The sequence below is a fragment of the Jiella mangrovi genome (assembly GCF_017815135.1).
In the GTDB taxonomy this organism is placed as follows: domain Bacteria; phylum Pseudomonadota; class Alphaproteobacteria; order Rhizobiales; family Rhizobiaceae; genus Jiella; species Jiella mangrovi.
In genome coordinates this window covers 1-25,255 of the sequence record NZ_JAGJCF010000025.1, presented here as the reverse complement: position 1 = coordinate 25,255, position 25,255 = coordinate 1, and the positions used below count along the sequence as shown (strand labels likewise).

The 25,255-nt window shown below is 65.4% G+C and carries 23 protein-coding genes and 3 tRNA genes; 12 read left to right on the top strand and 14 right to left on the bottom strand.

Annotated elements, in window-relative coordinates; all coding sequences use genetic code 11:
- Positions 1-44 precede the first annotated feature (44 nt).
- The 4 genes from J6595_RS21255 to J6595_RS21240 all read left to right on the top strand — a co-directional run bounded on the left by J6595_RS21255 (position 45) and on the right by J6595_RS21240 (position 4,085).
- Positions 45-1,184, top strand: a complete 1,140-nt coding sequence (locus tag J6595_RS21255) for an ABC transporter ATP-binding protein (protein WP_209597530.1) — start codon at positions 45-47, stop codon at positions 1,182-1,184.
- A gap of 3 nt (positions 1,185-1,187) precedes the next feature.
- Positions 1,188-2,453, top strand: a complete 1,266-nt coding sequence (locus tag J6595_RS21250; RefSeq protein WP_209597528.1) for an ABC transporter permease — start codon at positions 1,188-1,190, stop codon at positions 2,451-2,453.
- Positions 2,450-3,310, top strand: a complete 861-nt coding sequence (locus J6595_RS21245; protein ID WP_245199006.1) for an ABC transporter permease — start codon at positions 2,450-2,452, stop codon at positions 3,308-3,310. Before J6595_RS21250 ends, J6595_RS21245 begins: the two co-directional genes overlap by 4 nt.
- Before the next feature lie 73 nt (positions 3,311-3,383).
- On the top strand, positions 3,384-4,085 hold the full coding sequence (locus J6595_RS21240) for a hypothetical protein (protein ID WP_209597526.1): 702 nt from the start codon (positions 3,384-3,386) through the stop codon (positions 4,083-4,085).
- On the opposite strand, the gene J6595_RS21235 is transcribed toward J6595_RS21240, so the two are convergent.
- From J6595_RS21235 to J6595_RS21220, 4 genes are all read right to left on the bottom strand, one after another.
- Positions 4,060-4,743, bottom strand: coding sequence for a tetratricopeptide repeat protein (locus tag J6595_RS21235; RefSeq protein WP_209597524.1), 684 nt, complete (start codon positions 4,741-4,743; stop codon positions 4,060-4,062). The two genes, J6595_RS21240 and J6595_RS21235, sit on opposite strands and share 26 nt — an antisense overlap.
- Before the next feature lie 106 nt (positions 4,744-4,849).
- Positions 4,850-6,427, bottom strand: a complete 1,578-nt coding sequence (locus tag J6595_RS21230) for a hydantoinase B/oxoprolinase family protein (RefSeq protein WP_209597522.1) — start codon at positions 6,425-6,427, stop codon at positions 4,850-4,852.
- Positions 6,424-8,451: a hydantoinase/oxoprolinase family protein gene (locus J6595_RS21225; protein ID WP_209597520.1), complete on the bottom strand. Its 2,028-nt coding sequence runs from the start codon at positions 8,449-8,451 to the stop codon at positions 6,424-6,426. The genes J6595_RS21230 and J6595_RS21225 overlap by 4 nt, the downstream gene beginning before the upstream one ends.
- A gap of 3 nt (positions 8,452-8,454) precedes the next feature.
- Positions 8,455-9,459: a 1-aminocyclopropane-1-carboxylate deaminase/D-cysteine desulfhydrase gene (locus J6595_RS21220; RefSeq protein ID WP_209597518.1), complete on the bottom strand. Its 1,005-nt coding sequence runs from the start codon at positions 9,457-9,459 to the stop codon at positions 8,455-8,457.
- Between the two features lie 256 nt (positions 9,460-9,715).
- On the opposite strand from J6595_RS21220, the gene J6595_RS21215 reads away from it, so the two are divergent.
- Both J6595_RS21215 and J6595_RS21210 read left to right on the top strand, forming a co-directional pair.
- Positions 9,716-11,560, top strand: coding sequence for an ABC transporter ATP-binding protein (locus tag J6595_RS21215; protein WP_209597516.1), 1,845 nt, complete (start codon positions 9,716-9,718; stop codon positions 11,558-11,560).
- A gap of 2 nt (positions 11,561-11,562) precedes the next feature.
- A complete protein-coding gene (locus J6595_RS21210) occupies positions 11,563-12,249 on the top strand; it encodes an SDR family NAD(P)-dependent oxidoreductase (protein ID WP_245199003.1) in 687 nt (228 codons plus the stop codon).
- A gap of 90 nt (positions 12,250-12,339) precedes the next feature.
- On the opposite strand, the gene J6595_RS21205 is transcribed toward J6595_RS21210, so the two are convergent.
- The 5 genes from J6595_RS21205 to J6595_RS21185 are packed head-to-tail and all read right to left on the bottom strand — an operon-like array spanning position 12,340 to position 17,943.
- Complete coding sequence (locus J6595_RS21205) at positions 12,340-13,326, bottom strand: ornithine cyclodeaminase family protein (protein WP_209597512.1); 987 nt, start codon at positions 13,324-13,326, stop codon at positions 12,340-12,342.
- Entirely contained in the window at positions 13,323-14,672 is a 1,350-nt protein-coding gene (locus tag J6595_RS21200) for a M20/M25/M40 family metallo-hydrolase (RefSeq protein WP_245199018.1), read from the bottom strand. Before J6595_RS21200 ends, J6595_RS21205 begins: the two co-directional genes overlap by 4 nt.
- 2 nt (positions 14,673-14,674) lie before the next feature.
- A complete protein-coding gene (locus J6595_RS21195) occupies positions 14,675-15,595 on the bottom strand; it encodes an ABC transporter permease (RefSeq protein WP_209597507.1) in 921 nt (306 codons plus the stop codon).
- Positions 15,596-15,600: 5 nt separating this feature from the next.
- Positions 15,601-16,440 (bottom strand): ABC transporter permease, encoded by an 840-nt coding sequence (locus J6595_RS21190; protein ID WP_209597505.1) that lies wholly within the window; start codon positions 16,438-16,440, stop codon positions 15,601-15,603.
- A gap of 3 nt (positions 16,441-16,443) precedes the next feature.
- Positions 16,444-17,943 carry an ABC transporter substrate-binding protein gene (locus J6595_RS21185; protein ID WP_209597504.1) on the bottom strand — a complete coding sequence of 500 codons (1,500 nt, stop codon included), beginning with the start codon at positions 17,941-17,943 and terminating at the stop codon, positions 16,444-16,446.
- 158 nt (positions 17,944-18,101) lie between these two features.
- Between J6595_RS21185 and J6595_RS21180 the strand changes: the two genes are divergently transcribed.
- A complete protein-coding gene (locus tag J6595_RS21180; protein ID WP_209597502.1) occupies positions 18,102-18,797 on the top strand; it encodes an FCD domain-containing protein in 696 nt (231 codons plus the stop codon).
- A gap of 55 nt (positions 18,798-18,852) precedes the next feature.
- Here J6595_RS21180 and J6595_RS21175 read toward each other — a convergent pair whose 3' ends face one another.
- From J6595_RS21175 to J6595_RS21155, 5 genes are all read right to left on the bottom strand, one after another.
- Positions 18,853-19,695: a sulfurtransferase gene (locus tag J6595_RS21175; RefSeq protein ID WP_209597500.1), complete on the bottom strand. Its 843-nt coding sequence runs from the start codon at positions 19,693-19,695 to the stop codon at positions 18,853-18,855.
- Between the two features lie 103 nt (positions 19,696-19,798).
- A tRNA-Glu gene (locus J6595_RS21170) sits at positions 19,799-19,874 on the bottom strand.
- A 291-nt stretch (positions 19,875-20,165) separates the two neighbouring features.
- Entirely contained in the window at positions 20,166-21,203 is a 1,038-nt protein-coding gene (locus J6595_RS21165; RefSeq protein ID WP_245199014.1) for a YcbK family protein, read from the bottom strand.
- Positions 21,204-21,454: 251 nt separating this feature from the next.
- Positions 21,455-21,895, bottom strand: a complete 441-nt coding sequence (locus tag J6595_RS21160) for a VOC family protein (protein WP_209597498.1) — start codon at positions 21,893-21,895, stop codon at positions 21,455-21,457.
- Between the two features lie 374 nt (positions 21,896-22,269).
- Positions 22,270-22,791, bottom strand: coding sequence for a hypothetical protein (locus J6595_RS21155; protein WP_209597496.1), 522 nt, complete (start codon positions 22,789-22,791; stop codon positions 22,270-22,272).
- 343 nt (positions 22,792-23,134) lie between these two features.
- Between J6595_RS21155 and J6595_RS21150 the strand changes: the two genes are divergently transcribed.
- The 5 genes from J6595_RS21150 to J6595_RS21130 all read left to right on the top strand — a co-directional run bounded on the left by J6595_RS21150 (position 23,135) and on the right by J6595_RS21130 (position 25,119).
- Positions 23,135-23,710 carry a cold-shock protein gene (locus J6595_RS21150; RefSeq protein WP_209597494.1) on the top strand — a complete coding sequence of 192 codons (576 nt, stop codon included), beginning with the start codon at positions 23,135-23,137 and terminating at the stop codon, positions 23,708-23,710.
- A 288-nt stretch (positions 23,711-23,998) separates the two neighbouring features.
- Positions 23,999-24,463 carry a DUF192 domain-containing protein gene (locus J6595_RS21145; RefSeq protein ID WP_209597492.1) on the top strand — a complete coding sequence of 155 codons (465 nt, stop codon included), beginning with the start codon at positions 23,999-24,001 and terminating at the stop codon, positions 24,461-24,463.
- 130 nt (positions 24,464-24,593) lie between these two features.
- Positions 24,594-24,670, top strand: a tRNA-Pro gene (locus J6595_RS21140).
- A gap of 47 nt (positions 24,671-24,717) precedes the next feature.
- Positions 24,718-25,023 carry an ETC complex I subunit gene (locus tag J6595_RS21135; RefSeq protein WP_280891623.1) on the top strand — a complete coding sequence of 102 codons (306 nt, stop codon included), beginning with the start codon at positions 24,718-24,720 and terminating at the stop codon, positions 25,021-25,023.
- A 20-nt stretch (positions 25,024-25,043) separates the two neighbouring features.
- Positions 25,044-25,119 (top strand) — tRNA-Arg (locus J6595_RS21130).
- Positions 25,120-25,255: the final 136 nt, after the last annotated feature.

Below are 25,255 nucleotides of genomic sequence, written 5' to 3'. Positions count from 1 at the left end.
GGCAGATGCCCGGTGCTCTGCGCAATCGAGGTGGGGTAGGTGTCATGGATGGCAAGAGCGTCGAACTGGCTGGCGTCACCATGGTCTTCGACGGTTTTACCGCCGTCCACCCGACGCAATTGAGCATTCCGGCGGGAGAGTTCCATTCGATCCTCGGCCCGTCCGGCTGCGGTAAGACCACGCTTTTACGCATTGTCTCGGGTTTCCAGCGGCCGAGCGCTGGGAGGGTGTTGATCGGTGGCGAGCCGGTCGATCATCTGCCGGCCAATCGGCGGCCGACGGCGATGATCTTTCAGTCCCTGGCGCTGTTTCCGCGCATGAGCGTGCGCGAAAACGTCGCCTTCGGCCTCGAGGCGCGGGGCGTTTCGAAGCGCGAACGCCATGAGAGGGCGGACGAGCTCCTCGCGCTCGTGGCGCTCGAAACCCATGCCGACAAGCGGCCGGACCAGCTCTCGGGCGGCCAGCGCCAGCGCGTCGCCGTCGCTCGCGCGCTCGCCGTCGAGCCATCGGTGCTCTGCCTCGACGAGCCGCTTTCGGCCCTCGATCTGAAGCTTCGTCAGCACATGCGCTCCGAATTGCGCGCGCTCCAGAAGCGCACCGGGGTCACCTTCATCTACATCACCCACGACCAGGGCGAGGCCCTGACCATGTCGGACCGGATCTCGGTGATGAACAAGGGCCGGATCGAGCAGGTCGGCACGCCCGCCGAAATCTACGACGCGCCGGCGACACCCTTCGTCGCGGGCTTTGTCGGCGAACAGAACGTCTTCACGGGCAAGGTCACCGCGATCGAGAACGGCTTTGCCAGGATCGACGGGGCGGGCGGCACATTCACCGGCCGGCGGATGATCGACGTCGCGGTCGGTGATCAGGCAATCCTGATGGTCCGGCCAGAGCGGACCGGGATCGTCGATGCCGAAGGGGCGAACGGCAATCGGCTGAGCGCCCGGGTCGAGGGACGCGAGCTGGAAGGCCCCTATCTCAACCTCGTCACCCGCGACGCGACGGGCCGGCGGGTCGTCCTGCATCTGTCGAATGACGGCCGCGCACATCCGACCGGTGGCGCCGCGGTGATCGGCTTCAAGCCGGAGGATGCGATCGTCATGCCGGCCCGGGACGGGATCGCGGCGGCAGAGGCCGCGGTGGACGAGGCGGGCACCGCGCCTGCCGCGGCGGGGGCCTGAGCCATGGGCGCGCTGCTTCGAACCTATGGCGGGCCGCTGACGGCGCTGATCCTCGGGCTGGTCGTTCTGTGGATCGGCGGGATGATTGCCGCACCGCTCTTCACCATGGCCGAGCGCTCGTTCGTCTATGTCGATCGCGGCGACGAACTCACCCGCACCAACACCGCCGTCAACGCGCTGTCGCGCGACATCGCGACGCTCGACTACGACATCAAGGCCCACGAACAGGAGATCGCCGGTCTTTCGGCCAAGACGCCTGGCGATGGCGCCGCCGAGGAAGCCGGAAGCGTTGGTGGCTTTCTCGTGCCCGGCATGAGCGTTCCCTCGGCGCAAAACAGGCCCGATGCGGCGAAAAATCCTTCACCGGCTTCGCCGTCATCTCCGCTGCTGCCATCCTTTCCGGGCGCCTCGTCGGCCGAGAAGACGCCCGCTTCCCTCGCCAAGGAGGTTGCAGATCTGAAGGCCAAGCGCACCCTCGCCGACAAGGAGATGGCGACGCTTCGGGAAAAGCAGGCGCGGCTCGTGACGGAAGCAGCCAATGCCCCGCGCTATTCGCTGAAGAACTATTCGACGATCTCGCCCTTGCACCTGACGATTTTCGTCAAGACGATCTTCTACGCGACGCTCGTCACGCTGATATCCTTCGCCGTCTGCTATCCCGTCGCCTATTTCGCTTCCAATGTGCAAGGCGCGCTCGGGGCCGGCGCGATCCTTCTGCTGCTCGTCATTCCCTATTCGATCAACGAGCTTCTGCGGGTCTATGCCTGGGTGATGATCCTCGCACGCGAGGGCGTGTTGAACTCCGCGCTCCAATGGCTCGGCCTCGTCGGCGCCGATCCGCCGCAATGGGTCGCCTCGAACAACACCGTCTTCCTCGTTTCGGCCTATACCTTCGTCCTCTTCATGATGTTCCCGCTGATGAACGCGCTCGGCACGCTCGACCGCAGCCAGGTCGAGGCGGCACGCGATCTCGGCGCCTCGGTGTGGCGGGTGCACTACCGGGTCGTCATGCCCCATGCCAAACCCGGGATCGCCATGGGCTCGATCCTGGTCTTCATGCTGTCGGCGGGCGTCATCACCGTGCCGGAACTGCTCGGGCGCGGCCTTCATCCGGACTGGTTCAGCCAGGTGATCTACCGTCGCTTTTTCGAGAGCGGCAACTGGAATCAGGGTTCGGCCTATTCCCTGATGCTGCTGATGAGCTGCATCGTCTTCATCCTGATGGTGCTGTCGCTGTTCAAGGTCTCGATCCGGGAGATCGCCAAATGAGCGCTACCGTCGGCGATACGGCTGCCATCGACGCCACGGTGTCCTCCAAGTCCTATCCCGCTGGCCTCGGCCAGACATTGATCAAGATCTATCTCGGCGTCTTCTTCGTCGTTCTCTTCGCACCGATCCTCATCATGGTGGCGGCGGCCTTCAACGCCTATCCTTCCCCCTCGATCACCATGTGGCAGGGTTTCACGCTGAAATGGTTCGTCGCGGCCTTCAACGATGCGCGGATCATGACCGGGCTGTACAACTCGCTCCTCATTGCCTGCGGGGTCATCGCCCTCGCCATTCCGCTCGGTATCGCCGGAGCGCTGCTGCTGACGCGGCTGGAGAGCCGGGCGAACGGCTTCCTCTACACCGTCCTCGTCGCGCCGATCATGATCCCGGGCATCGTCCTCGGCGGCACCTCGATGATCTTCTGGCGTGATGCCTTCGGCGTCGATGCCGGGCTGTTCACGGCGATGATGGCGCAGTCCTCATTCATCGCCTCCTACTGCCTCCTGCTCTTCATGGCGCGGCTGTCGCGTCAGGACCGAAGCCTCGACGAGGCGGCCGCAGACCTCGGCGCGACGCCGTTCTTCACCTTTCGCAAAGTGACGCTGCCCTTCCTGGCGCCGACCATCGGCACGGCCGCGGTGCTGGCTTTCCTGCAGTCGATCGAGAACTTTCCAACCACCTTCTTCTCGATCGGGCCGGACTATACGCTGGTGACGGAGATCGCCAGCCGCATGCGCTTCGGCCTCTCGCCGATGATCAACGCCATCGGCGTCATCTTCATCGCCGTGACGATCCTCGCCTCGCTGGTCTGGGCTATGGGCCAGATGCGGGCCAAGCGACGAGCCGGCGCCGGGTGAGGACGCCGGCGACGACCGACGGGTCTTATCCGGTGCCTTGCCCCTTTGCGTCGCTTTCGTCAGAGATTGACGCATGAAGCTTCAATTTCGCTGCCTGCCCGGCTGGAAGGGCAAAATCCCCGAGCCGAAAGCCGCCGCCGGCAGTCTGCCGCAGTGGCTGAAGACCATGCCGCGCAGCGCCGTTTCGGAGCTGATTGGTGCCGAGGTGCGGACGGTGAAGCAGTGCCCGCCCTTCGTCGATGCGATGGGCGCCGGCATCCTGTTTCCGCTGATCGCCGATCTTCATGTGAAGGACGGCCTCTTCGAATGGGATAGCGGGCTTCCCGCCCATCCTGTCGCACGGCTCACCCGCTCTCCCGTCGGGGTTCATCTGCCCGAGCAGCTCAGCGGCTTTCCAGGCGCCGATCCCGATCGCTTCGCCGTGAAATTCACCAATCCCTGGGCGTTCGACATGGTCGCGGGCTGGTCGATGCTGTTCTCTCATCCGCACAACCTTCTCGACTTGCCGTTTCGCACGCTTACCGGCCTCGTCGACGACTTTCCGGCGGGCTTCATCCACTTTCCCGCCCTTTGGACCGATCCGGATTTCGAAGGCGTCGTGCCGGCCGGAACGCCGGTGGCGCAGGCGGTTTTCGTGCGCCGTGAGCCCGTCTCGGTGTCATGCCGCGAGATGGACGAGGCCGAGCTTGCCGCGAGCCTCGCGCTGCAGGACGCGCTCGATGCCGATCCCGGCGTCTATCGCAAGCGCTTCAGGGCGAAAGCCGCGCCGGATTGAGGGCGAGCCGGCCACGCGGGCCTTTGGTGCGCAGCGACAGAACGAGCCCGGCGCTTGCTGAACCAGCATGTGCCCAGGCGCACTCGGCCTCATCGAAACGGCTAAGATCTCGCAACGCTTCGCCCCGGCAGAGGCGATGATCGTCGGAAAGCTGGTTCGCGGGGACCTGACCGAGAAGGGCGAGGGCGTCTTCCGGCCGGTCGAGGAGGAGAGCGGCTCGCGCGCTGTTCAGCGCCGCGTCCGCGTCGCCGGGATGGACGGCGAGATAGGCGGTGCCGGCTTCGAGCGAGGCTTGTGGCTCGCCGCATTCGAGGCCGCAGGCGCAGACCTCGAACACGGCCTTGCCGTTTGCCGGATCGAGCGCGCGGGCGCGCCGGGCGGCGTCGAAGCCGTCCCTTGGCCGGCCGGAAAGCCGCAGGGCGAGGGCGCGGTTGTAATGCAGCGCGGCATTGTCCGGCTCAGCGGCGGCGAGGATGTCCAGCGCGTCGGCTGCGGCGGCGTAATCGCCGCGCTCGAGTGCCGCCATCAGCACCGTGGAGGCGGCATGGACGTCTGCCGGCGCGGCCGCGGCGCGAAGGTCGGGGCGCCGGCGAGGCCGGTCCGACCCGCTCTCGCGGCGGTCTCGCCTGCTGCCATTTCGCTGGCCACCTCGCGCCATGACGTCTCGCTCCCTTCGCTTGCGTCGATCCGGGGGATCAATCGCAGCTTCGGCGGATCTGCGGCAAGAGGCAAGTCGGCAGGGATCGCCTCACAACACAGGCCGGCTATGCTTTCGCCTTGCCCCAGCCGCCGCCGCCAGCGGTCGCGATCGTCAGCACCGCGCCCTTTTTGAGGCTGGTCGTGCTCTTGCCGGCAAGTTTGCGCGTCTTGCCGTCTTCTTCGACGACGAGGCGCGAATGGCCGCCTGCTTCGCCGCCGTGAACGCCCCATGGGCGATGGCGGGTCCGGTCGAGATGGACGGTCACGACGGCATCCGACTCCAGCCGGATCGTCCGCGTCAGGCCCCGTCCGCCGGCAAATTCGCCCGCGCCGCCGCTGTTCTCGACGAGGGCATAGTTGAGGACTGTCAGCGGATATTCCCGCTCGATGAACTCGACAGGGGAGTTGGCGGTGTTGGTCATGTGGCAGTGGACGCCATCGGCGCCGTTCATCCCCGGCAGCCCGCCCTGGCCGCCGCCATAGGTCTCGACATAGGAATAGGCGCGGCCGGTGCTTTCGTCCCGGCCGCCCATGATCAGCGCGTTCATGCTGCCGGTGGATGCGGCGATCGCCCGCTCGGGGCTGAGCACGTTGAAGGCGCCGATCAGCGCGTCGGTGATCCGCTGGCTGGTGATCGAGGTGCACAGGGCGACCGGCGCCGGCGCCGCGGCATCGACGATGCTGCGTTCGGGCGTGACAACGTCGATCTGCGCGAAAAGCCCGTCATTGGAGGCGATTTCCGGATCGAGCAGGGCTTTCACCGCATAAAGAACGCAGCTCGTGGTCAAAAAGCGCGGCGCGTTGACCGGCCCCGCCACCTGGCCCGCGGTACCGGTAAAATCGACAGTCAGACGGCCGTTCGAGACGCGCACCGAGGCCCTGATCGAAAGGTCCACGGGTCTTCCCTGTTCGGACCATTCGAGAACGTCCTCGAATGCGCTCTGGCAGTCTCCAAGCTTCAGGAGCTCGGCCTCGACGCGTCGCTCGGTCGCTGCAACGAGCGTTTCGATCGCCTCGCTGAAACGATCATGGCCGGTGCGCGAAACGAGTTCGGCAAGCCGTGCCGCGCCGCGTTCGTTCGCTGCGGCCTGGGCGAGGAGGTCGCCGGCCACAACATCGGGCGTGCGGCTGGCAAGTTCGAACAGGCGCAGCGTCGAGCGCTCCACCGTGCCGCCGCGCATCAGGACGGTCGGGGGAACGCGCAGGCCCTCCTGCATGACCTCCGTCGTGCCGAGTGCGAGCGAGCCCGGCGCCATGCCGCCGAGATCCACCTGATGGGCCATGTTGGCGACATAGCCGAGGCGGACGCCCTCGTGATCGACCGGGGCGATGACGACCACGTCCGGCAGATGCGAGCCGGTCAGCCAGGGATCGTTGGTGACGATCATCGTGCCGGCCGACACGTCCGCGCCGAGGTCTTCGACGACGCGGCCGACGACGCCGGCGAGCAGCCCGAGATGAACCGGGATGTGTTCGGCCTGGGCGACGAGGCGGGCCTTTTCGTCGAAAACGCCGCAGGAAAAGTCCCGCCGGTCACGGATGTTGACCGAATGCGCCGTGCGGATCAGCGCCGCGCCCATCTCCTCGGCGACGGCCTGAAGCCCGTGGCGTACCACTTCGGCAAGGATCGAGCCGTCACTCATGGCATCATCCCGATACTGATGCCGCCGAATTCGTCGACCGTCAGGCTCTGCCGGCCGACGATCAGCGTCGTGTCCTGCTGCTCGACGATCAACGGGCCTTCGAGGCGCGTTCCCGGCGCCAGTCGGGCGCGATCATAGACTGGGACATCGACGAAGCCGCCATCGGTCCAGAGCATCGAGCGGTCGATCACGGGATCTTCGCCGAGCTTGAAATTTGGCAGGGGCAGCCTGTGGGTCGCCGCCGGCGCCATGCCGCGCAGCCTGAGAAGCACCACGTCGACGTCCTCCTCCTGCCGATCGTAGCCGAAGGCGCTCTTGTGCGAGGCATGAAACGCCCTGATCGACCGATGAAGATCGCCGTCATAGGGAGTGGAAATCTGGTGACCCTGGCCGCGATAGCGCATGTCGAGAGAGATCCTGACGAGCATCGTCTCCGGGTCGATTCCGTCGCGCCGGGCCTGGGCGCGAAGCCGCTGGCAGTTCTCGGCGATCGTCTCCTCGACAAGTGATCTCGGGAGATTGGCCGCCGTCCGGCCGATCATCGCGGTCTCCTCGTGCCGCCAGGGCGCGAGAAGCAGGCCGATGCCGCACAGAAGACCGGGCGAAGGGGGCACGTAGAGCGTCTTCACGTCGAACTCTGCGCAAAGATCGACCGCATGGAGCGGCCCGGCGCCGCCGAAGGCGGCGACGACGAAATCGCGCGGGTCGAGGCCACGCTCGACGGTGACGCGGCGCATGCCGCGCACCATCGCCGCGTTGACGATTTTCAGGATGCCGACCGCCGCCGCCTCGACGGTCAGGCCGAGCGGCTTGGCGACATGGGCGTCGATCGCCTGCGCGGCTTTCTCGCGGTCGATGACGATGCCGCCGCCGAGGTGCCGGCCGGGTCGCAATCGGCCGAGGACGACATTGGCGTCGGTGACGGTGGGCCGCTCGCCGCCCTTGCCATAGGCGGCCGGGCCGGGCCGGGCGCCGGCGCTTTGCGGTCCGACCTTGAGGAGGCCGCCGGCGTCGACGCTGGCGATGCTGCCGCCGCCGGCGCCAAGGGTGATGATGTCGAACATCGGCACACGGAGCGGAAAGCCCTCGATCTCGCTCTCGTAGCGGGTGAGGATCTCGCCGTTCCGGATCAGCCCGACGTCGAAGCTCGTGCCGCCCATGTCGATGGTCACGACGTTGCGATAGCCGGCTGCGGCGGCAAAACGCTCGGCGCCGATCATGCCGGCGGCCGGCCCGGAGAGGCAGGTATGGACGGCCTTGACGCTGCTCGCGGTCTCGATCGGCATGACGCCGCCGCCCGACTGCATGATCGCGGGCTCTGCCGTGACGCCGTCGGCCCGGAGCGTGCGGGCGATGCGGCCGAGATAGTCCTCGAGCCGCGGCATCAGATAGGCGTTCATCACCGTCGTCGAGGCGCGCTCGAACTCGCCGGGTTCGGGAAGGATGTCGGCGGAAATCGAGACCTTCAGCTCCGGCGCCTCCTCTGCAAGGATCTCGGCGACCCGGCGCTCATGAGCCGGATTGGCATAAGAGTGCAGGAAGGCGACCGCGACGGCCTCGGCGCCGCCCGCCCGCAGGCCGGCGATGGCCTTTCGCACCGAAGCCTCGTCGAGCGCCAGCTTCGCTGCGCCATCCGGCCCGGAGCGCTCGCGGATCTCGAAGACGAGCTCGGCGGGGACAAGGGGATCGGGCCGGCGGGCATATTGGTCGTAAAGATGGGCCCGGGTCTGGCGGCCGATCTGGAGAAGGTCGGCGAAGCCCTCCGTCACGAGAAGGCCCGTGCGCGCGCCCTGGCGCTCCAGGATCGCATTGGTGGCGACGGTGGTGCCGTGGGCGAAGCTTGCGAGGTGCTCTGCCGCGATCCCGCCGGCCTGCAGCGCCAGCCGGGTCGCCTCGATCACCGCGCCATCCTGCTGTCCGGGCGTCGTCGGGATCTTGACGAGGGTCGTCGTCCCGGTCGCATCGTCGAACAGGCAGAGGTCGGTGAAGGTGCCGCCGACGTCGCAGCCGATGCGATGCGCCACGGCTCAGTCCACCCTGTCGCTGGTGAGGAGTTCGGCATGGGGGAACAGCGCCGGCGATCCGCCGCAGTGAAGGAAGAGGACGCGCCGGCCGGGCGCGATGCTGCCGCGTTTCACGCAGTCGATGAGGCCGGCCATCGCCTTGCCGGTATAGACCGGATCGAGGAACATGCCCTCGCTTCGGGCGACACGCGCGATGGCGGCGTTGCCCTCCGGGCTCGGGACGGCATAGGCCTCTCCGACATAGCCGTTCTCGATCGCGACGTCAGTCGGGGAGAAGCGGTGATCGAGGCCGAGAAGCTCGGCGCCGCCATTCGCCATGTCGGCGATGCGCTGGCTGAAGGGCACGGCGCTGCCGCTGACGGCGATTCCGAGGATCTTCGTCGATGGCCAGAACATCGCACAGCCGATGAGAAGGCCGGCCAGCGTGCCGCCGGAGCCGACCGGAGCGACGATGTATTCCGGCGGCAGGCGGTTGAGGGCCTCGTATTGTTCGGAAAGTTCCCGGACCGCCGCGACATAGCCCATGGCGCCAAGCGCGCTCGCCCCGCCGAGCGGGATGATATAGGGGGTCTCGCCGCGCTCTCTTGCAGCGTCGGCGTGGTGCTGCATGCGCGGATTGATTTCGGTGAAATATGCGTCCGGATCGAGGAAGTCGATCTGGGCGCCGAGAAGATGGTCGAGCAGGAGATTGCCCTGCATCACCGACGGCTTGTTGCCGCGCAGGACGAGGATCGGCTTCATGCCGAACTTGCGGGCGGCGGCCGCCGTCATGCGGGCATGGTTCGACTGGTGCCCGCCGGTGGTGATGAGGACGTCCACCCCCCGGCTGACGGCCTCGGCCATCAGGAATTCGAGCTTGCGAACCTTGTTTCCGCCGCCACCAAAGCCGGTGAAATCGTCGCGCTTGACCGCCAGGTCGATCCTGAGTTCGTCGCCGAGACGCTTGAGATCTTCGATCGGGGTGGGGAGGAAGCCGAGAGGGAGGCGTGGGATGTCGTTGAGTTCCATCGAAGCTCCGGTTTCGCTCGGGCGGCAGTACGTCCAGCCCTCCATGTTCGTCTTTACGATATATGATATATTCTTTAAGCTTCGTGCAAGGGCTTTATGGCCGAAGCCCTTCATGACGGGCTTGCCGCGAAAAGACGGTCATAGCAGGCTGAAGGCGCGATGGAACTGGCAAATCCCGCTGGTCCTGACGGGCCGGCGCTTCGACGGTGTTCCGCCCTGATTGCGGACGAGGGACAGGTTTGACGGAAAGAAGCCGATGAGCGAACCGATCATATGCGTCGAGGATCTTGCCGTGTCCTTCTTTCGCGAGGGCGGGTGGCATCCGGTCGTAAGAAATGTGTCCTTCTCCGTCCGGCCGCGCGAGACGCTGGCGCTCGTCGGCGAATCCGGCTCTGGCAAAAGCGTGACGGCGCTGTCGGTGATGCGGCTCCTGCCCCACGAGACCAGCCGGATCACCGGCCGGGTGATGCTCGATGGCCGCGATCTTCTGCCCATGACCGAGGGGGCGATGCGAGGAATTCGCGGCAACGACGTCGCGATGATCTTTCAGGAGCCGATGACCAGCCTCAACCCGGCTTTGACGATCGGCGACCAGATTTCCGAAGTCCTCGTCCAGCATCAGAAGCTGTCGTTTCGCGAGGCCAAGGCCGAGACGCTGCGGCTTTTTCAAAAGGTCCGCATCTCGGCTGCGGCGCGCCGCTTCGAGGAATATCCGCATCAGCTTTCGGGCGGCATGCGCCAGCGCGTGATGATTGCGATCGCGCTTGCCTGCCGGCCAAAGCTGCTGATCGCCGACGAGCCGACCACCGCGCTCGACGTGACGATCCAGGCTCAGATCCTGGAACTCATCAAGATCCTGCAGGAAGAGGAGGATCTCGCCGTCCTCTTCATCACCCACGACATGGGCGTCGTCGCCGAAATCGCCGACCGCACGGCGGTCATGTTCAGCGGCGAGATCGTCGAGGCCGGTCCGACGGACAAGATTTTCTATGCGCCGAAACAGGCTTACACGCGGGCGCTGCTCTCCGCCGTTCCGCAGCTCGGCTCGATGCGCGGGACCTTTCTGCCGGCGCGCTTTCCCTTGATCGACGGCGAGACCGGCCTTCCGGACGGCGTCGGCGAAACCGTCGCCGCGCCGCCCGCCGCCGACACGCCCGTCCTGCAGGTGAGCGATCTCGTCGCCCGCTTCGATACGTCCTCGGGCTTTTTCGGCCGCGTCAGCGGCCGCGTTCATGCCGTCGAGAACGTGTCATTCGATCTCCTGGCGGGCGAGACGCTGGCGCTCGTCGGCGAATCGGGCTGCGGCAAGTCCTCGACGGGCCGCGCGATCATGCGCCTGACCGACGCACGGTCCGGCTCGGTCAAGCTGGACGGCCGCGAGGTTCTGGGCCCAAAAGGCTCCGATCTTGGCTTCCTTCGCCGCGGCGTCCAGATGATCTTCCAGGACCCCTTCGCAAGTCTCGATCCGCGAATGCGCGTCGGTGCCGCCATCGCCGAGCCGATGCTCGTGCACAGGACGGCGACGCGCGAGGAGGCGAGGGCGAAGGTTTCCCGGCTCCTGCCTCTGGTCGGTCTCGATCCGTCGATGGCATCACGCTATCCGCACGAGTTTTCCGGCGGCCAGCGCCAACGCATCTGCATCGCGCGCGCCCTTGCACTGGAGCCGAAGGTGATCGTCGCCGACGAGGCGGTCTCGGCGCTCGACGTCTCGATCAAGGCTCAGGTGATCAACCTGATGCTCGATCTGCAGCGTGACCTCGGACTGGCGTTTCTTTTCATCTCCCACGACATGGCGGTGGTCGAGCGGATCAGCCACCGGGTCGCGGTCATGTATCTCGGCGAGATCGTCGAGATCGGCCCCCGCGCGGCGATCTTCGAGAACCCCCAGCATCCATACACCAAGCGCCTGCTCGCGGCGGTGCCGATTCCCGATCCGGCCCGCAAGGGCATCCGCCGGGCGATCGACGACGCCGAGATCAAGAACCCGATCCGGCCGGTCGACTACGTCCCGCCGAGGCGCGAATGGCGGACCGTCTCGCCGGGCCATCAGGTGCAGCTTTGGGGCGAAGAGTGGTCCGAAAGCGCGGGAAAGGCGGCGTGACGATGCAAAAGGTGGCAATGATCAGCGGGGCAGGGCGCGGCATCGGCGCGGCGATCGCGACTCGGCTCGTTGAAAGCGGCTGGTGCGTCAGTCTGGGAATGCGCGATCCTTCGGCCTCAAGGCTGTCCGGAAAGACCGTCCTCGTCTGCCGCTTCGACGCCCTCGACCCCGACAGCGAGAAAGCCTGGGTCGCGGACACGATCGAGCGCTTCGGCCGGCTCGACGGTCTCGTTCACAACGCCGGCATCGCGCCGCGGACATCGGTGCTCGATGCCGACGACGCGGCCTTTGACGAACTCTTCGCGATCAACGTCAAGTCGCCGATGCGCCTGACACAGTCCGCATGGCCGCATCTGGCCGCCGCGAGAGGGCGGATCGTCACCATGGCCTCGCTCTCGGGCAAGCGGGTCAAGTCGCCGGGCGGAGGGCTCTACGCCCTGTCGAAATTCGCCGCCGTCGGCCTTGCCCACGCCCTGCGCCAGTGCGGAAAGGAGGCGGGTGTGCGGTCCACCGCGATCTGTCCGAGCTTCGTTGCGACCGACATGGCCGCCGCGATCACCGACAGGCCTCCGGAAGAGCTGACGCAGCCGGAAGACGTCGCACGGATCGTCCATCTCGTCCTCGAACTCCCGGCGACGGCGAGCATCGCCGAGATCCCGATCCACTGGTCGGTCGAGGACTGTTTCTGAGGCTTGGAAAAGCGACCGTCGGCCTCCGCCGAAGCCTGTCTCTCGAAACGAGCCGGCATGGCGATCCGGATGCCGGCCGGAGCCTGACGCTCAGACGAAGGGCAGGACTGTCCCGATCTCTCGAGCTTCGGCCTCTCGCAGGATCCGCGCCGCCAGCGCGATATCGAAGAGGTTGAGCCCGAAGCTCGAAAAATACACCGAACTTCCTGCAGGCGGGCGCCAGCCATCGACGACGAGGTGAGTCAGATCGGCGGCGACGCCTTCGGGCGCGAAGCGTCTCGCCCGATACATCTGGAACAGGCTCTTGGCGCTGCGCTCGGCAAACTCGCCCCACAGATCCACGACGACGTGGTCGGACGCGGCAATCGCCTCGAAGGACACCTCGTGATAGCCGACCTGGACGATCAGCCGCCCGGGCCGCACCGCTCGCGCCGAAAGCAGCGGCTCCGGCGCGGTCGTGCATGACAGGACGACATCGGCATCGTCGATCGCCTCGTCCAGCGTCGGAACGGCGATCAGTGCCGGTCCAAAAGTCTGCCCCAGCGCGCCGACGAGCGCGTTCAGCCGTTCGATCGACCGGTTCCAGACCCTGATCTCGGCGATGTCCGGAAACAGCGTGCGGAGCATCTCCACATGGCTCTCCGCCTGCGCTCCGGCGCCAAGCACCGCAACGCGCCGGATCGCTCCGGCCGCCAGCGATTGCATGGCGATCGCTGACACGGCGGCCGTGCGCATGCGGGTGAGAAGCGCGCTTTCGACAAGGCCGATGGGGCGCCCGTCGCTCAGACGATTGACGAAGGTCGCGCTGGTGATGCTCGGCAGGTCGCCTTTCGGCTCTGCCCGGTGCATCGCCCATTTCAGCCCCGCCGCGTTGAAACCGCCGCCCAAGGAAGCCGGCAGGCCATAGGCATTCTGTCTGGCGTCGCCACCGACCGGCAGGACGCTTTCGGCGACCATCGTCGCTTCGCCGAACCGCAACAGCCGCGTCGCCTCGCGCACGTTTGCGACGGCGAGCGCAAAGTCGCCGCCGCCGGCGGCGAGGATGTCGGCACGCGAGAGATAGCGCAGCGAGATCACCGGTCTTTCGTTCCGGCCATCGCGTCGAGCCAGAGCTCGACCGATTTCAGAAAGCGGGGATAGCCCTCCAGCGTCAGGAATTCGTCGATGCCATGGGCATTGCCGCCGCGACCGGCGCCGCCGATCAGAAACGAGCGCGTATGGGGCGCGAAGGCGTAGCCGGGCGCCGAGCCGATCGCCCAGGGCCAGACCTGCGGCGTGACGGACGTTTCGGCATAGGCTGCAAGAAGCGCTTCGGCGCCTGGCGACTGGCGCGAAAAACGATGGCCCGGATAGGAATCGGCGACATCGAGAACGACGCCGTCGAGGGATTTCTCCGAAAGCGTCCGGCGGAAGGCGGCGAGATAGTCCGCCGGATCGAGAGAGGGCGGGCAGCGCAGGTCGAAGCCGGCTTCGGCGGCAGAGGGAATGACCGCATCCCCGGATGCGGGGCTCGTCGACAGGCTCGAAATCGTCGCCGATGCGGTCGAAAGGACGTGGGAGAGCAAGGCTTCGGCATCTCCGGCGACCGCATAACGCCGGGTCCTGCGGAATTTGAGTTCTGCCGCCGGATCGAAGTTCGCCGCGAGTTCTGCGACGATAGTTTTGGCCTCGTCATCGAGCGCGATCTGGCCGAGCCGGCCCGTCGGCGGCGCGCCGAAATGGCCGAGCGCTTCGACGAGCCTGCTCGATGGATTGGCGATCCAGGGCGCATTGCTCGAATGGATCGCCGCCGACGGGCCGCCCCACTCGCCGCCGCAAACGCGGATCCTGCCCTTGGCGATGCCGGAAAAGCCGAGATAGAGGCGGGGCGGGCCGCCGCCATATTCGCAGAAGGAGGGAAACAGCCCGCCGGACGAAGGCCGGACAGGGCAATCGGGATCGGCGAGATAGTCCCGCAGCGCGCCGCTGCCGCTTTCCTCTTCACCTTCGACGAGGAATTCGACATTGACGCCGAGCGCGCCCCGGTCGGCAAGGTCCTTGACCACCTGAAGCATGCCGGCGAGGGGACCCTTGTTGTTTTCCGCCCCGCGCGCGACGAAGCTCGGTCCGATGCCCGCGAGATCGACGATCCCGCCTTCGAAGGGCGGAGCCTGCCAGCCCGCGTCGTCGGCCGGCATCACGTCATACATGTTGTAGAGAATGACGGTATGCTCTGCGCCGACATCGAGCCGCGCATGGATCACCGGAGGCCGGCCGCGGCTGGACGTTGCCGCAATGAGGTCCGCGCCGAGCTCGTTCTTCATCCAGTCGGCGATGGCACCAGCCTGCCGCGTAAGCGCCGCTTCGTTGCCTCGCACCGAGGGGATCGCGCACCAGGCCTTGGTCAGTTCGAGCGCCTTGGCCGTCAGGCTCTGGCTCACCATCGTCACAGCCGGATCCTCGGATTGAGGAAGACATAGGCGATGTCGACCAGAAAGTTCATGACGACGAAGACCAGCGCCGCGAAGATGACGACCGCCTGCACGACCGGAAAATCCTTGGTCTGGATCGAATCCACCGCCAGCCTGCCGATGCCGGGCCAGGCGAAGATGATCTCGGTGATCAGGGCGCCGCCGAGGAGCGAGGCGAAATACATGCCCTGGACGGTGATGACCGGGATCAGCGCGTTGCGCAGGGCGTGATGAACGACGATCCGCCAGTTCGAGATTCCCTTGGCTCTGGCCGTGCGGATGTAGTTTTCGCCGAGGACCTCGATGAGACTTGCGCGCACGAGCCGCGTGATCGCGCTGAAATAATACGCCCCGAGCGCCAGCGAGGGAAGCACGAGCTGCTGCACCGTGCCGATGCCGCTGCTCGGCAGCCAGCGAAGGTTGAGCGAGAAGACGATGATGAGAAGAAGCGCCAGCCAGAAGACCGGGATCGCCTGACCGAGAAGCGAGATCACCCGGATCGCGAAGTCGATCCCGCTGTTCTGGCGGATCGCGGCGATCGTTCCCAGCACGAAGCCGAGCAGCGAACTCCAGGCGAGCGCCACGAAGGCCAGCAGCGCGGTTGCCGGCAGCCGGTCGAGAAGAAGGTCGAGGGCCGGGCGCTGGAAGCGCAGGGAATTGCCGAACTCGCCGTGCAGAATTCCGCCGACGAAACGGAGATACTGAACGAGGACGGGATCGTTGAAGCCCATCGCCTGGCGGAACGCCTCGATCTCGGCGCGGCTCGCCTCGGGCGGCATCATCAGTGCCGCCGGATCACCGGTCAGAAACAGCGCGAAGAACACGATCAGCGAGACGCCGAACATGACCACCACGCCCTGAAGGGCCCGGCCGGTGATGAAGGAAAGGGTCTTCACGGAGATCAAGCGTTCCTGCGGTCGGCGCGGCGCACCAGCCAGTCGCCGAGGAGATTGCAGCCGACGACGAGCGCGCCGATCGTCAGACCGGGATAAAGCACCAGCCAGTTGGCGAGAAGGATGAAGGATCGTCCTTCACCGATAAGATTGCCGAGGGTCGGCGTCGGCGGCTGGACGCCGAGACCGAGAAAGCCGACCGAGGCCTCGAGGATGATCAGCCTCGGCAGGTCGAGCGTGACGAGAACGGTCTGCGGACCGACGATGTTCGGCAGAACATGCCGGAAGATGATCGCAGTGTTCGACAGTCCGATGGCGCGCGAGGCCTCGACATATTCCAGTTCGCGAACCTCGAGTGTGCGCGCCCGGGCGACGCGGGCGAAGATCGCCCAGCCGGTGACGCCCAGTACCACGACGAGGTTGCCCATCGAGGGGCCGACGACGGCAACGATCAGAAGAATGAGCAGAATGAACGGGATCGCCAGCTGGATATCGACGGCGCGCATGATGACGATGTCGAGCCAGCCGCCGAAATAGCCCGCCAGCATCCCGAGAACGGTTCCCAGAACGACGGAAATGACCGCGGCGAGGAGGACGATGCCGAGCGAGATCGCCGTGCCGAGGCCGAGCCTTGCCAGAAGGTCGCGTCCCAGCTGATCGGTGCCGAGCGGATGCAGCTGCCCGTCCACCACCGACATTGGCGGCCGGAACGTCGCCGTCAAGAGGCCCCTCGTCGGATCGAGGGGCCAGAGCAGAGGCACGAGAATGCAGAGGCCGGCCACCGCCGCCAGAAGGGCGACGGCGAGGACGGCATCTGCGTTCCGCCGGACTGTCCAGAACCGCGTCATCGACTATTCGGCGGATTTCAGCTTGATGTCGAACACCGGGATGCGAGCATCCTGACGGCCCGCGAAGACCACGTCCTTGGCTTTGCCGTAAAGCGAATCTTCCTGGTAGAGCGTCAGAAGCGGGACCGTCTCGGCCGCGACCTTCTGCACCTCGTGGAGAACCTTTTCGCGCGCCGCCGGATTGACAATCTTGCGACTCTCGTCGAGCAGCTTGTCGAGTTCGGGGACATCGGCGGTCGAATAGGGCTCGCCACTCCTCATGATGGCGTAGATGGCGGCGTCCGCATCGAGTGTCTGGGTCGATCCCCATCCCAGCATGAAGATCGGGCCCTTGCGCGGAACCTGCTGCGTGTAGACGGACCAGTCGAGCACTTCCTGATCGACCTTGACGCCGATGTCGCCGAACTGCTGGGCGATCGCCTGCGCGACCTCACCGTCCTTCATGTAGCGGTGGGACGACTGCATCTTGATCGAGAAGCCGTCCGGATAGCCGGCTTCCTTGAGCAGCTCTTTGGCCTTTTGCGGATCGTATTTCGTCGGCGGGATGTCGAGATAGCCGAAATCGGCGGGTCCGACCTGCGTGCCCTTGGGCGTCGCCATGCCGCGCAGGATGTTGTCGACGATGCCCTTGCGATCGATCGCGGCGTCCAGCGCCTGCCGCACCTTGACGTTGTCGAGAGGCTTGTCCTTCATGACGAGGCCGAGATAGATGGTCAGCCCGCCATTCTTGACCTGGACGAGATCGGCATCCGGGCTCTGCTCGATCATCGGCGCGAGATCGACCGGGACGTTCTCGACGAGATCGGCTTCTCCGGTGATCAGGGCCGTCACCCGCGCCGTGCCGTCGGGAATTGCCCGCCAGGTGACCTTCTTGATGGACGGCTTGCCACGCCAGTAGTCTTCATTGGCTTCGAGAATGACGTGCTGGTCCGGGATGAATTCGACGAACTTGTAGGGTCCCGTCCCGACCGGCTTCCTTGCAAAGACGTCGTTTCCGACCTTCTGGACGTATTTCGGCGGCACGATATAGGTCGGATAACGGCTCATGCGCGTCGGCAGCAGAGGATCGGGGCCGTTGGTCTTGATGCGCACCGTGTAGGGATCGACGACCTCGACGCTGGCGATGGTGCGGATATAGGAGATCGTCGGCGAGTTCGCGGCGGGATCGAGAATGCGGTCGATGGTGAACTTGACCGCATCGGCGTTGAAGTCCTCGCCGTCGTGGAATTTCACGCCGTGCCGCAGATTGAACTGCCAGGTTGTGTCATCTATCGCCTTCCATGAATCGGCGAGACCCGGTACGAGTTTCATATCGTCGTCGCGCATGACGAGCGTGTCGAAGATGTTGTCGACGATGGTTGCGGCCTCGCGCAGGAAGCCCGGATCCATCGCGGTCGTCGAAACGGACCTGGCGATGGTGATTTCGTTTTGCGCGGCGGCGGCTGTCGATAACGGCAGCACGAGCGCTGCGACGGCCAGTACGAATGTTCTTAAGTTTACCATGGCAAACGCATCTCCTAGCATCTCCTAGTGGTGTACCTGCAACATTGCGCGGGAACGGGACGGATCGCAACGGTGAAAGAATATATGATATATCACATTGCGCAAGAGATACGCTGGTGGCAACGATGATCGAAGATGAGGCATCGGGATTGAAAAACATGACAGGGGCCGGGTTGACGTCGCTCGCAACCGCGCCGCGCAAGAGCCTTGTGACCTACGTGGAAGATGTTCTGCGTCAGGCGCTGATCGAGGGGCGGCTCAAGCCGGGCACACGGCTCGTGACGCGCGACCTCGCCGAGCAGCTCGGCATGAGCATCACCCCTGTTCGCGAAGCGCTGGTGCGCTTTGTCGCATCCGGTGTCCTGACGGCCGAGCCGTCACAATCCTTCAGGGTCCCGAAGCTGGACGGTGATCAGTATTGCGAGATCTGCGAGGTCCGAAAATCCGTCGAGGGGCTGGCCGCGGCTAATTCCGCGCTGCGGATTTCGCCGGAGGAGCTGGCCACGATGGAGGGATTGCTGGCGCGCTATCTCGCCGCGAAGGCCGCTGCGGACCCGCATCTGGCTTTGACGCTCAACAAGGAATTCCGATTCGCGCTCTATCAGGCGGCGCAGATGCCGACCCTCCTGGCTGTGATCGAGATGCTCTGGCTGAAGGCGGGGCCGGGCTTCAACTATCTCTATGACGGCGACAATGCCGCGATCACCGAACACGGCAACTACGACGATCTTCTGAAGGCGCTTCGCGCGCGGGAGCCCGAAGCGGCGCGTCAGGCGATCGAACACGCCATCGACGACGGCGCCAAGAGCGTTCTGAAGGCAATCGCCCGCCGCGATGCGGCAGGCGTCGCCTGAGGGCGGCTGCGCGACACAGATCTCGTTCGGATCCGGGCCGGGACGAAATGTTGCGTCAGTCGGTCCCGAGCGAGGAGCGGGGCAGGTCCGGCCGGCGCCCCCATTCGTTCCAGGAGCCGTCATAGACGAGCCACCCAGTCCGCCCCATCCGCGTCAGCTGCAGAGCGAGGACCGCGGCGGTCACGCCCGACCCGCAGGTCGCGATGATGGGCTTGTCCGGATCGACGCCGGCTGCCCGGAACGCAGCCTCCGCTTCCTCGGCGCTCTTGAAGCGATAGGGCGGCTGCTGATCGATCATCGTCGACCATGGCAGGCTGATGGCGCCGGGCATGTGGCCGCTGGCAAGGCCTGGATAGCCCGACGGCAGGGCGCCGGTGAAGCGTTCCTTCGTGCGGGCATCGACCACCTGGGCACTACCCTCTCTCAGCGCCGCCAGCACGTCGGGCCATTCGGCGATATCCTCGTCCGGCTCTTTCGCTTCGTAGGTCTTTGGCAGGAAGGGGGCCGGATCACCGGCCTCGAGCGGCCGGCCTTCGGCTTTCCAGCGTTTGAGCCCGCCATCGAGGATCGACACCCGCTCATGGCCGAACCGCCGGAACATCCAGAACACCCGGGCCGAAACGTAGCTCCCGTCGTAGATCACCACCTCGGTCTGATTGCCGATGCCGAGCGCGCCGACGACTTCGGCGAAATGATCGGGGCTCGGCATCATGTTCGGATAGGCAGACGCCGGATCAGACGCGGCCTCCAGATCGAAATGGCGGGCGCCGGGAATGTGTTCGGCGTAGAACGCCTCCTTGCCCGTCCGTCCGAGCTCCGGCGCGGACCATGCACAGTCGAGAACGACCAGATCGTCCGAGCCGCGCTTCTGGTCGAGTTCATCCGGCTGGATCAGCATTGCGGTGATTCCGTTCATGCGCAGCGATGTACGATATATTTCTCGGTCGCGACAGCATCGCCCGATGCCGGCAGGCGATGTGGTGCTGTTACGACAGGGGAGATGGTACGCCCAACGGGACTCGAACCCGTGTTTCCGCCGTGAAAGGGCGGCGTCCTAGACCGCTAGACGATGGGCGCGGCGACGCGGTGTATACGGATGATTCTCGCAGTTCGCAAGCGAGGGCGCGTGGTTTTTCGACGCGCGATCTTCCGGTGACGATGCGAGGGCGCGGTGTCACGGATTTGGCGGCATGAAATGGCCGGTCTGAGCGGCCAGCGTGAGGCGCAGACTGATAGGATATGGGCGAGGGCCGTGGCCGGATACCGGGCGCCTGGCGGACGCCAAAGTCGCTTGGGGTGCGTCGCGACGCCGCTGCGGCGCGCTGGCGGCGGGCCACGGTCTGATTGCCGGTAGGTTCCGGCTCGCAGCTATTTGCGCCGGCGGCAGCGCCAGTTCCAGTCGCGTTTCGGGCCGACATCGATGTGGATGGCCTGGGTGTGGCAATAGGTGCCGACACCGCCGCGGCCGGGCAGGGCGCGAACGTAAGCGGCGACCGCCTTCGAATCGGCGCCCGGCACGTAGAGATCGGCCGCCTTGCAGCCCATGTGCTGGGAGCGACGCGCGCCGTTGACGCGGGCGTTGTGGGTCGGGCTGCGATAGCCCGAGGTGATGACCGCCTTGGCGCCGAAGCGCCGCTCGATCGCGCGTATCTGCGCGACGAGGTCGGATGGGAAGCACGAGGTCTGGACGTCGTCACGCGCGATGCTGAGACCATTGGGCGAAAGACGCGCTAAGCCTCCGAGCGAGGCGACGCGATAGGTCGACATGACGTCGTCGATTGCGTCCTCGTTGGCGGAAGCCTTCTGGCCGATTTCGAACAGCGAGGAAGGATCGACGCCCGGCAGGTCGGACAGTCCGCCGTCGGAGGCGGTCTGTTCGTCGTGCCTGAGGATGACGCGGCGGCTTTTGCCCTTGCTGGCGTTGGCGATCGGCGTGCGCGCCTTCTCCTTGGCGAATAGCGATGCAAACAGCGATGTCTGCGCTGGGCGGGCGGCGGTCTCTTCGGCCGCAACCGCGTCGCCTTCGGTGACAGAGCCGCCGGCATAGGCCGCGACCGGACGGGCCTTGGTCATCCTGTCTCGAAGTGTCGAGGGCGATGCCGGGCTCTCGTCCGCCCCGGCATCGTTGTCGGCAATGCTCGCCCCGCCCGCCGGAGCCGAAGCGTCGGAAGCCTCGCCGTTTGCGGCCGTCTTGGCTGCGTCGTCCGGCGCGCCGTCGGCGCCAGAGGCCGTCACCGTCTCGGTATCGTCGCCGTCAGATGGTGCGCTCGAGGACGCTCCGGCAAAACCAAAGGCCGAGGTATCATCGACGGCCGAAACGCAAGACGCGAAAAACGGCATGGCTGCAAGCAGCGCACCGGCAAAAAAGGTTCGGCTGAAAACGCGGCCCGTGGCGACCTCAGACATGGTCGTCAAGTTTTCCCTCTCCGCGACGGGCAAGATCTCCACCCGTCATCCCCCAAGCGGTCCGTGCCGCCGATTGCTGTTCCGGGCCGGCCTAGCAGCCGAACCCGGTGCCCTGCTTGCGCCAAATGCCTCGATCCCCATCGAGGCCTGCGAAATGTCCGCAGCGATCTGACGCAACGTCGTGGCGATCTATACGGCCACAATGTGTCCTCAGGACGTTTACAGTCTTTTCACGTTTGTGGCGAGTCGTTTCACCAGCTGCCGGTATTCTCCATCGACGCCCAGGGTTCCGCCGGTTCCTTCGCATCGCCTTTCTGAAGCAGTTCGAAGGAGATGTCGTCGGGCGACTTCACGAAAGCCATCCGTCCATCGCGGGGCGGACGATTGATCGTGACGCCTGCGTCCATCAGCTTCTGGCAGGTCGCGTAGATATCATCGACCTCGAAGGCGAGGTGACCGAAATTGCGGCCGCCACTGTAGTCTTCCGGATCCCAGTTGTAAGTGAGTTCCATCAGCGGAGCCTTGGTCTCTGCCGCTTCCGGCATGTCACCGGGCGCGGCCAGGAAGATCAGCGTGTAGCGGCCGTTTTCGCTGTCCATGCGCCGGGTTTCGACGAGGCCGAACTTGTTGCAGTAAAAATCGAGGGATTGGTCGATGTCCGTGATCCGGACCATCGTGTGGAGATATCGCATTCTCGGCTCCTGATCTTTCGTTGACGCCAGGCGCGGTCTCTTCACGCGCTTGAGACGTCGTCAACCCGGCCCCATCTCGTGATCGAGCAAGGACGGGCCCGTAAAACTCCGGCTGGCCGGCGCTGCCCCGGGCGAGCGACGGCCGCATGAAAGGTTAGCGCCGCATCCTTTCGTGCCAAGTCCTTTCGCCATGCCGTCAGACTGTGTGTGTTGAAGTGATAAAACCGGCATGAGAACTCGGCGCGGCGCGGCACGGCTGCCAAATGCGGGCCGCCATCGCCACCGCACGAGAAAAGCGGGGGCCGGCGAGCCCCCGCGACCGATCCGGTTTCATCCGCGGCGACCCGTTCGGATCGCCGCGCGGCGCGGTCTGGTCAGTTCGCCGACCTGGCGGCCTCGAGTGCGGCCATGCAGGCCTGTTCGTCACCTGCGTCGAGAGCCGACTGGGCTGCTTCGAGATGGGCGGTCCTCATCTGGCTCTTCTCCTCTCCGCCGCCCGCGTTGGGCGAGGTCGAAGCCGTCGACATCTGGCTGTCGTCGGTCGAGGCCGTGTCGGACTGGCTGGAGCCGCTCATGGCGTTCTGATCGACTTCTTCGGCCTTCTTGTCGGCCGACGTCTGGTTGCCGCCGGCGACCTCGCCCAAGGCCGACGTCGGGGCGACGCCGCTCAACTCGCCGGTCGCGTTCTGCGCCGTTTCATTGCCGTTCGATGGCGAGGACGTGGTCGAGCCGGACTGCTCGCCGGACATGGTCGATGCCGTCTGCGTCGAACTCTGCTGTCCCATTTCAGAACGCATGGCCTTTAGGTCGGATGCGCAATCGGCCCAGGCGCCGCTAGCGCCGAGGCCGGCGGCGGAGATGGTGAGGGCGGATGCGAAAATCATGAACTTTTTCATGGCGTTTCTCCCGGTTTTGGGTTCTGCTGTGCCCAGCCAAGAGAACTCGCGGAAGATCAGCTTGGTTCCTCAGCCGCAGCAAGCGGGAGAGATCGTGACGCGCCGAGTAGTTCGTTGGTCGGCAATGAAGTCGATAAACCACGCGCATCGGCAGTGCTTGGCGAGGGTGAGCGGCGGCCGGCGCGTTGCTTGTAAGCCTGCAGCATCATTTGCAATAGTCGAGAAATCTCATGATTTCTGTCGAAAAACCCTATTTTACCCTACGGCCTCTTGCCGCACATGGGACAGTTAATGCTAAGTTTGTGGCTCGCGATTCGGTTGGCGTAAAAGGCGGAACCCCCGGATGCCGGAAAGACTTTCGACACGGATCAGTCCCTCCGATGATGCGGCGACGAGCGGTGACGTCGGTCTCATCGTCGTTTCGGGACATATCAAATGGTTCGATGCGTCGAAGGGGTTCGGCTTCATCGTCCCTGACGACGACGGCCCAGACATTCTTCTCCACGTTACCTGCCTGCGCCGCGACGGTTACGGGGCTGCGCCGGAGGGGGCACGTCTCGTCTGCGAAGTGCAGCGCGGCGACAAGGGCCTGCAGGCCTTCCGGATCCTGTCGATGGATCATTCCACCGCGGTTTATCCCGCGCAGCTCCCGCCCTCGCGCACACACACCACCGTCGTCGCCAGCAGCGATCTCGTTCCGGCCGTGGTCAAGTGGTTCAACCGCACGCGGGGATACGGATTTCTCACCCGCGGCGACGGCACGGCCGACATTTTCGTCCATATGGAGACGTTGCGACGCTACGGCCTGTCCGAATTGCGGCCGGGCCAGGAAGTCCTCGTGCGCTTCGGCGCCGGTGACAAGGGGCTGATGGCCGCCGAAATCCAGACGCCAAGCGGCAGCGGGCCGGCCGTCCACTGATCGCGGGACGACCGTCGCGCCTGTCGCCTCTCGTTGCCTCGAAACCCTTCGAGCGACGAGTCCTTCGGACGTATCTGGTCGTGGCGAGCGACCATGACCAGGCGGAGTGCAAACGGAATCAGTCCGGCAGTCTCGTAGTCTCGCGAGCGAACGGCCGCGACGCGCTGGCATCTCGGCGAAAAACAATGCATGAAAGTGACGACCGGACGTGCCCGTAGCCGGCCCGGCGCCTTATGAGGTGTGCTCGGGCGGGGACTGAACGGGTCGTGCCGAAAGCGTGGAGGTCGCATGCGTTCCAGAAAACTCTTGACCGGCGGCCTCGTGGCGATCGCGGCAATTCTGGCCGCCGGCTACTTCGCCTGGGCGGCCGGCGACCTGTCGAAAGCGGTGCTGCACACCAAGACGGGTGATCACGAGATCATGGTGGAGCTCGCCTTGACGCCGAAGGAGCGGGAAGTCGGCCTGATGAATCGCCCGGAAATGCCGCAGGACCAGGGCATGCTGTTTCGCTTCGACGAGACGCGCGACGTCGCGATGTGGATGAAGAACACGCTGATTCCGCTCGACATGCTGTTCATGGACGAGGCCGGCGAGGTGGTGACGATCAAGACCAACGCCCAGCCTTTGTCGCTGGCGATCATCCCCTCGGGCGAGCCGGTGCGCTATGTGCTGGAACTCAATGGCGGGGCTGCCGCCCGTTACGGCGTCTCGATCGGCGACCGTCTGGAAAACGAGGTCATTCCGCCGCAATAGGCCGATGGTCGTCGGCCGGCAGCGTTTTTCCCGCCCCATCCCCCGATCGTTGCTGCGCTGGCGACGATGATGCTTGACTTGGCAGCCAAAGCCCTTCAGACCGCTTTGGCGAAACGGGTCACCCCGTGTGCGGAGCGTAGCGCAGCCTGGTAGCGCATCTGGTTTGGGACCAGAGGGTCGCAGGTTCGAATCCTGCCGCTCCGACCAAACACGGGTGTCCGGTCGCAAGGGACAGCGACGTAGCGAGGGCGCACATGGTTGCACGCATCTTTCGACCATCTCGTACAGCCATGCAGTCTGGGAAGGCGAAGACGCGTCTGTGGATGCTCGAATTCGAGCCCGCAGCGCCGAAAGAGGTCGAGCCGCTGATGGGCTACACCTCCTCCAAGGACACGCGCTCGCAGGTCCGCCTCACCTTCGAAACGAAGGAGCAGGCGATCGAATATGCCGAGCGCAACGATATTCTCTACCGTGTCGAGGAAGCCCACGCGCCGAAGCGGGCCCGGGTCGCTTATGCCGACAACTTCAAATACGATCGCCGTCAGCCCTGGACCCACTGAGGGCGGGCAGGACCGGCTTCGGCCCCGTAGCTCAGTGGATAGAGCACCGGCCTTCTAAGCCGATGGTCGCAGGTTCGAATCCTGCCGGGGTCGCCAGTTCGGAATTGTCCGGCCCGGAGACATGGGTGACAGAACGTTCCTAAGACATGGGTGACAATCTCGTGCCGAACGGATTGTCGATTGTTTGCAAGGTTCTCTGTTCCAGGTCGATATATCCCAGATCGTACCTCAT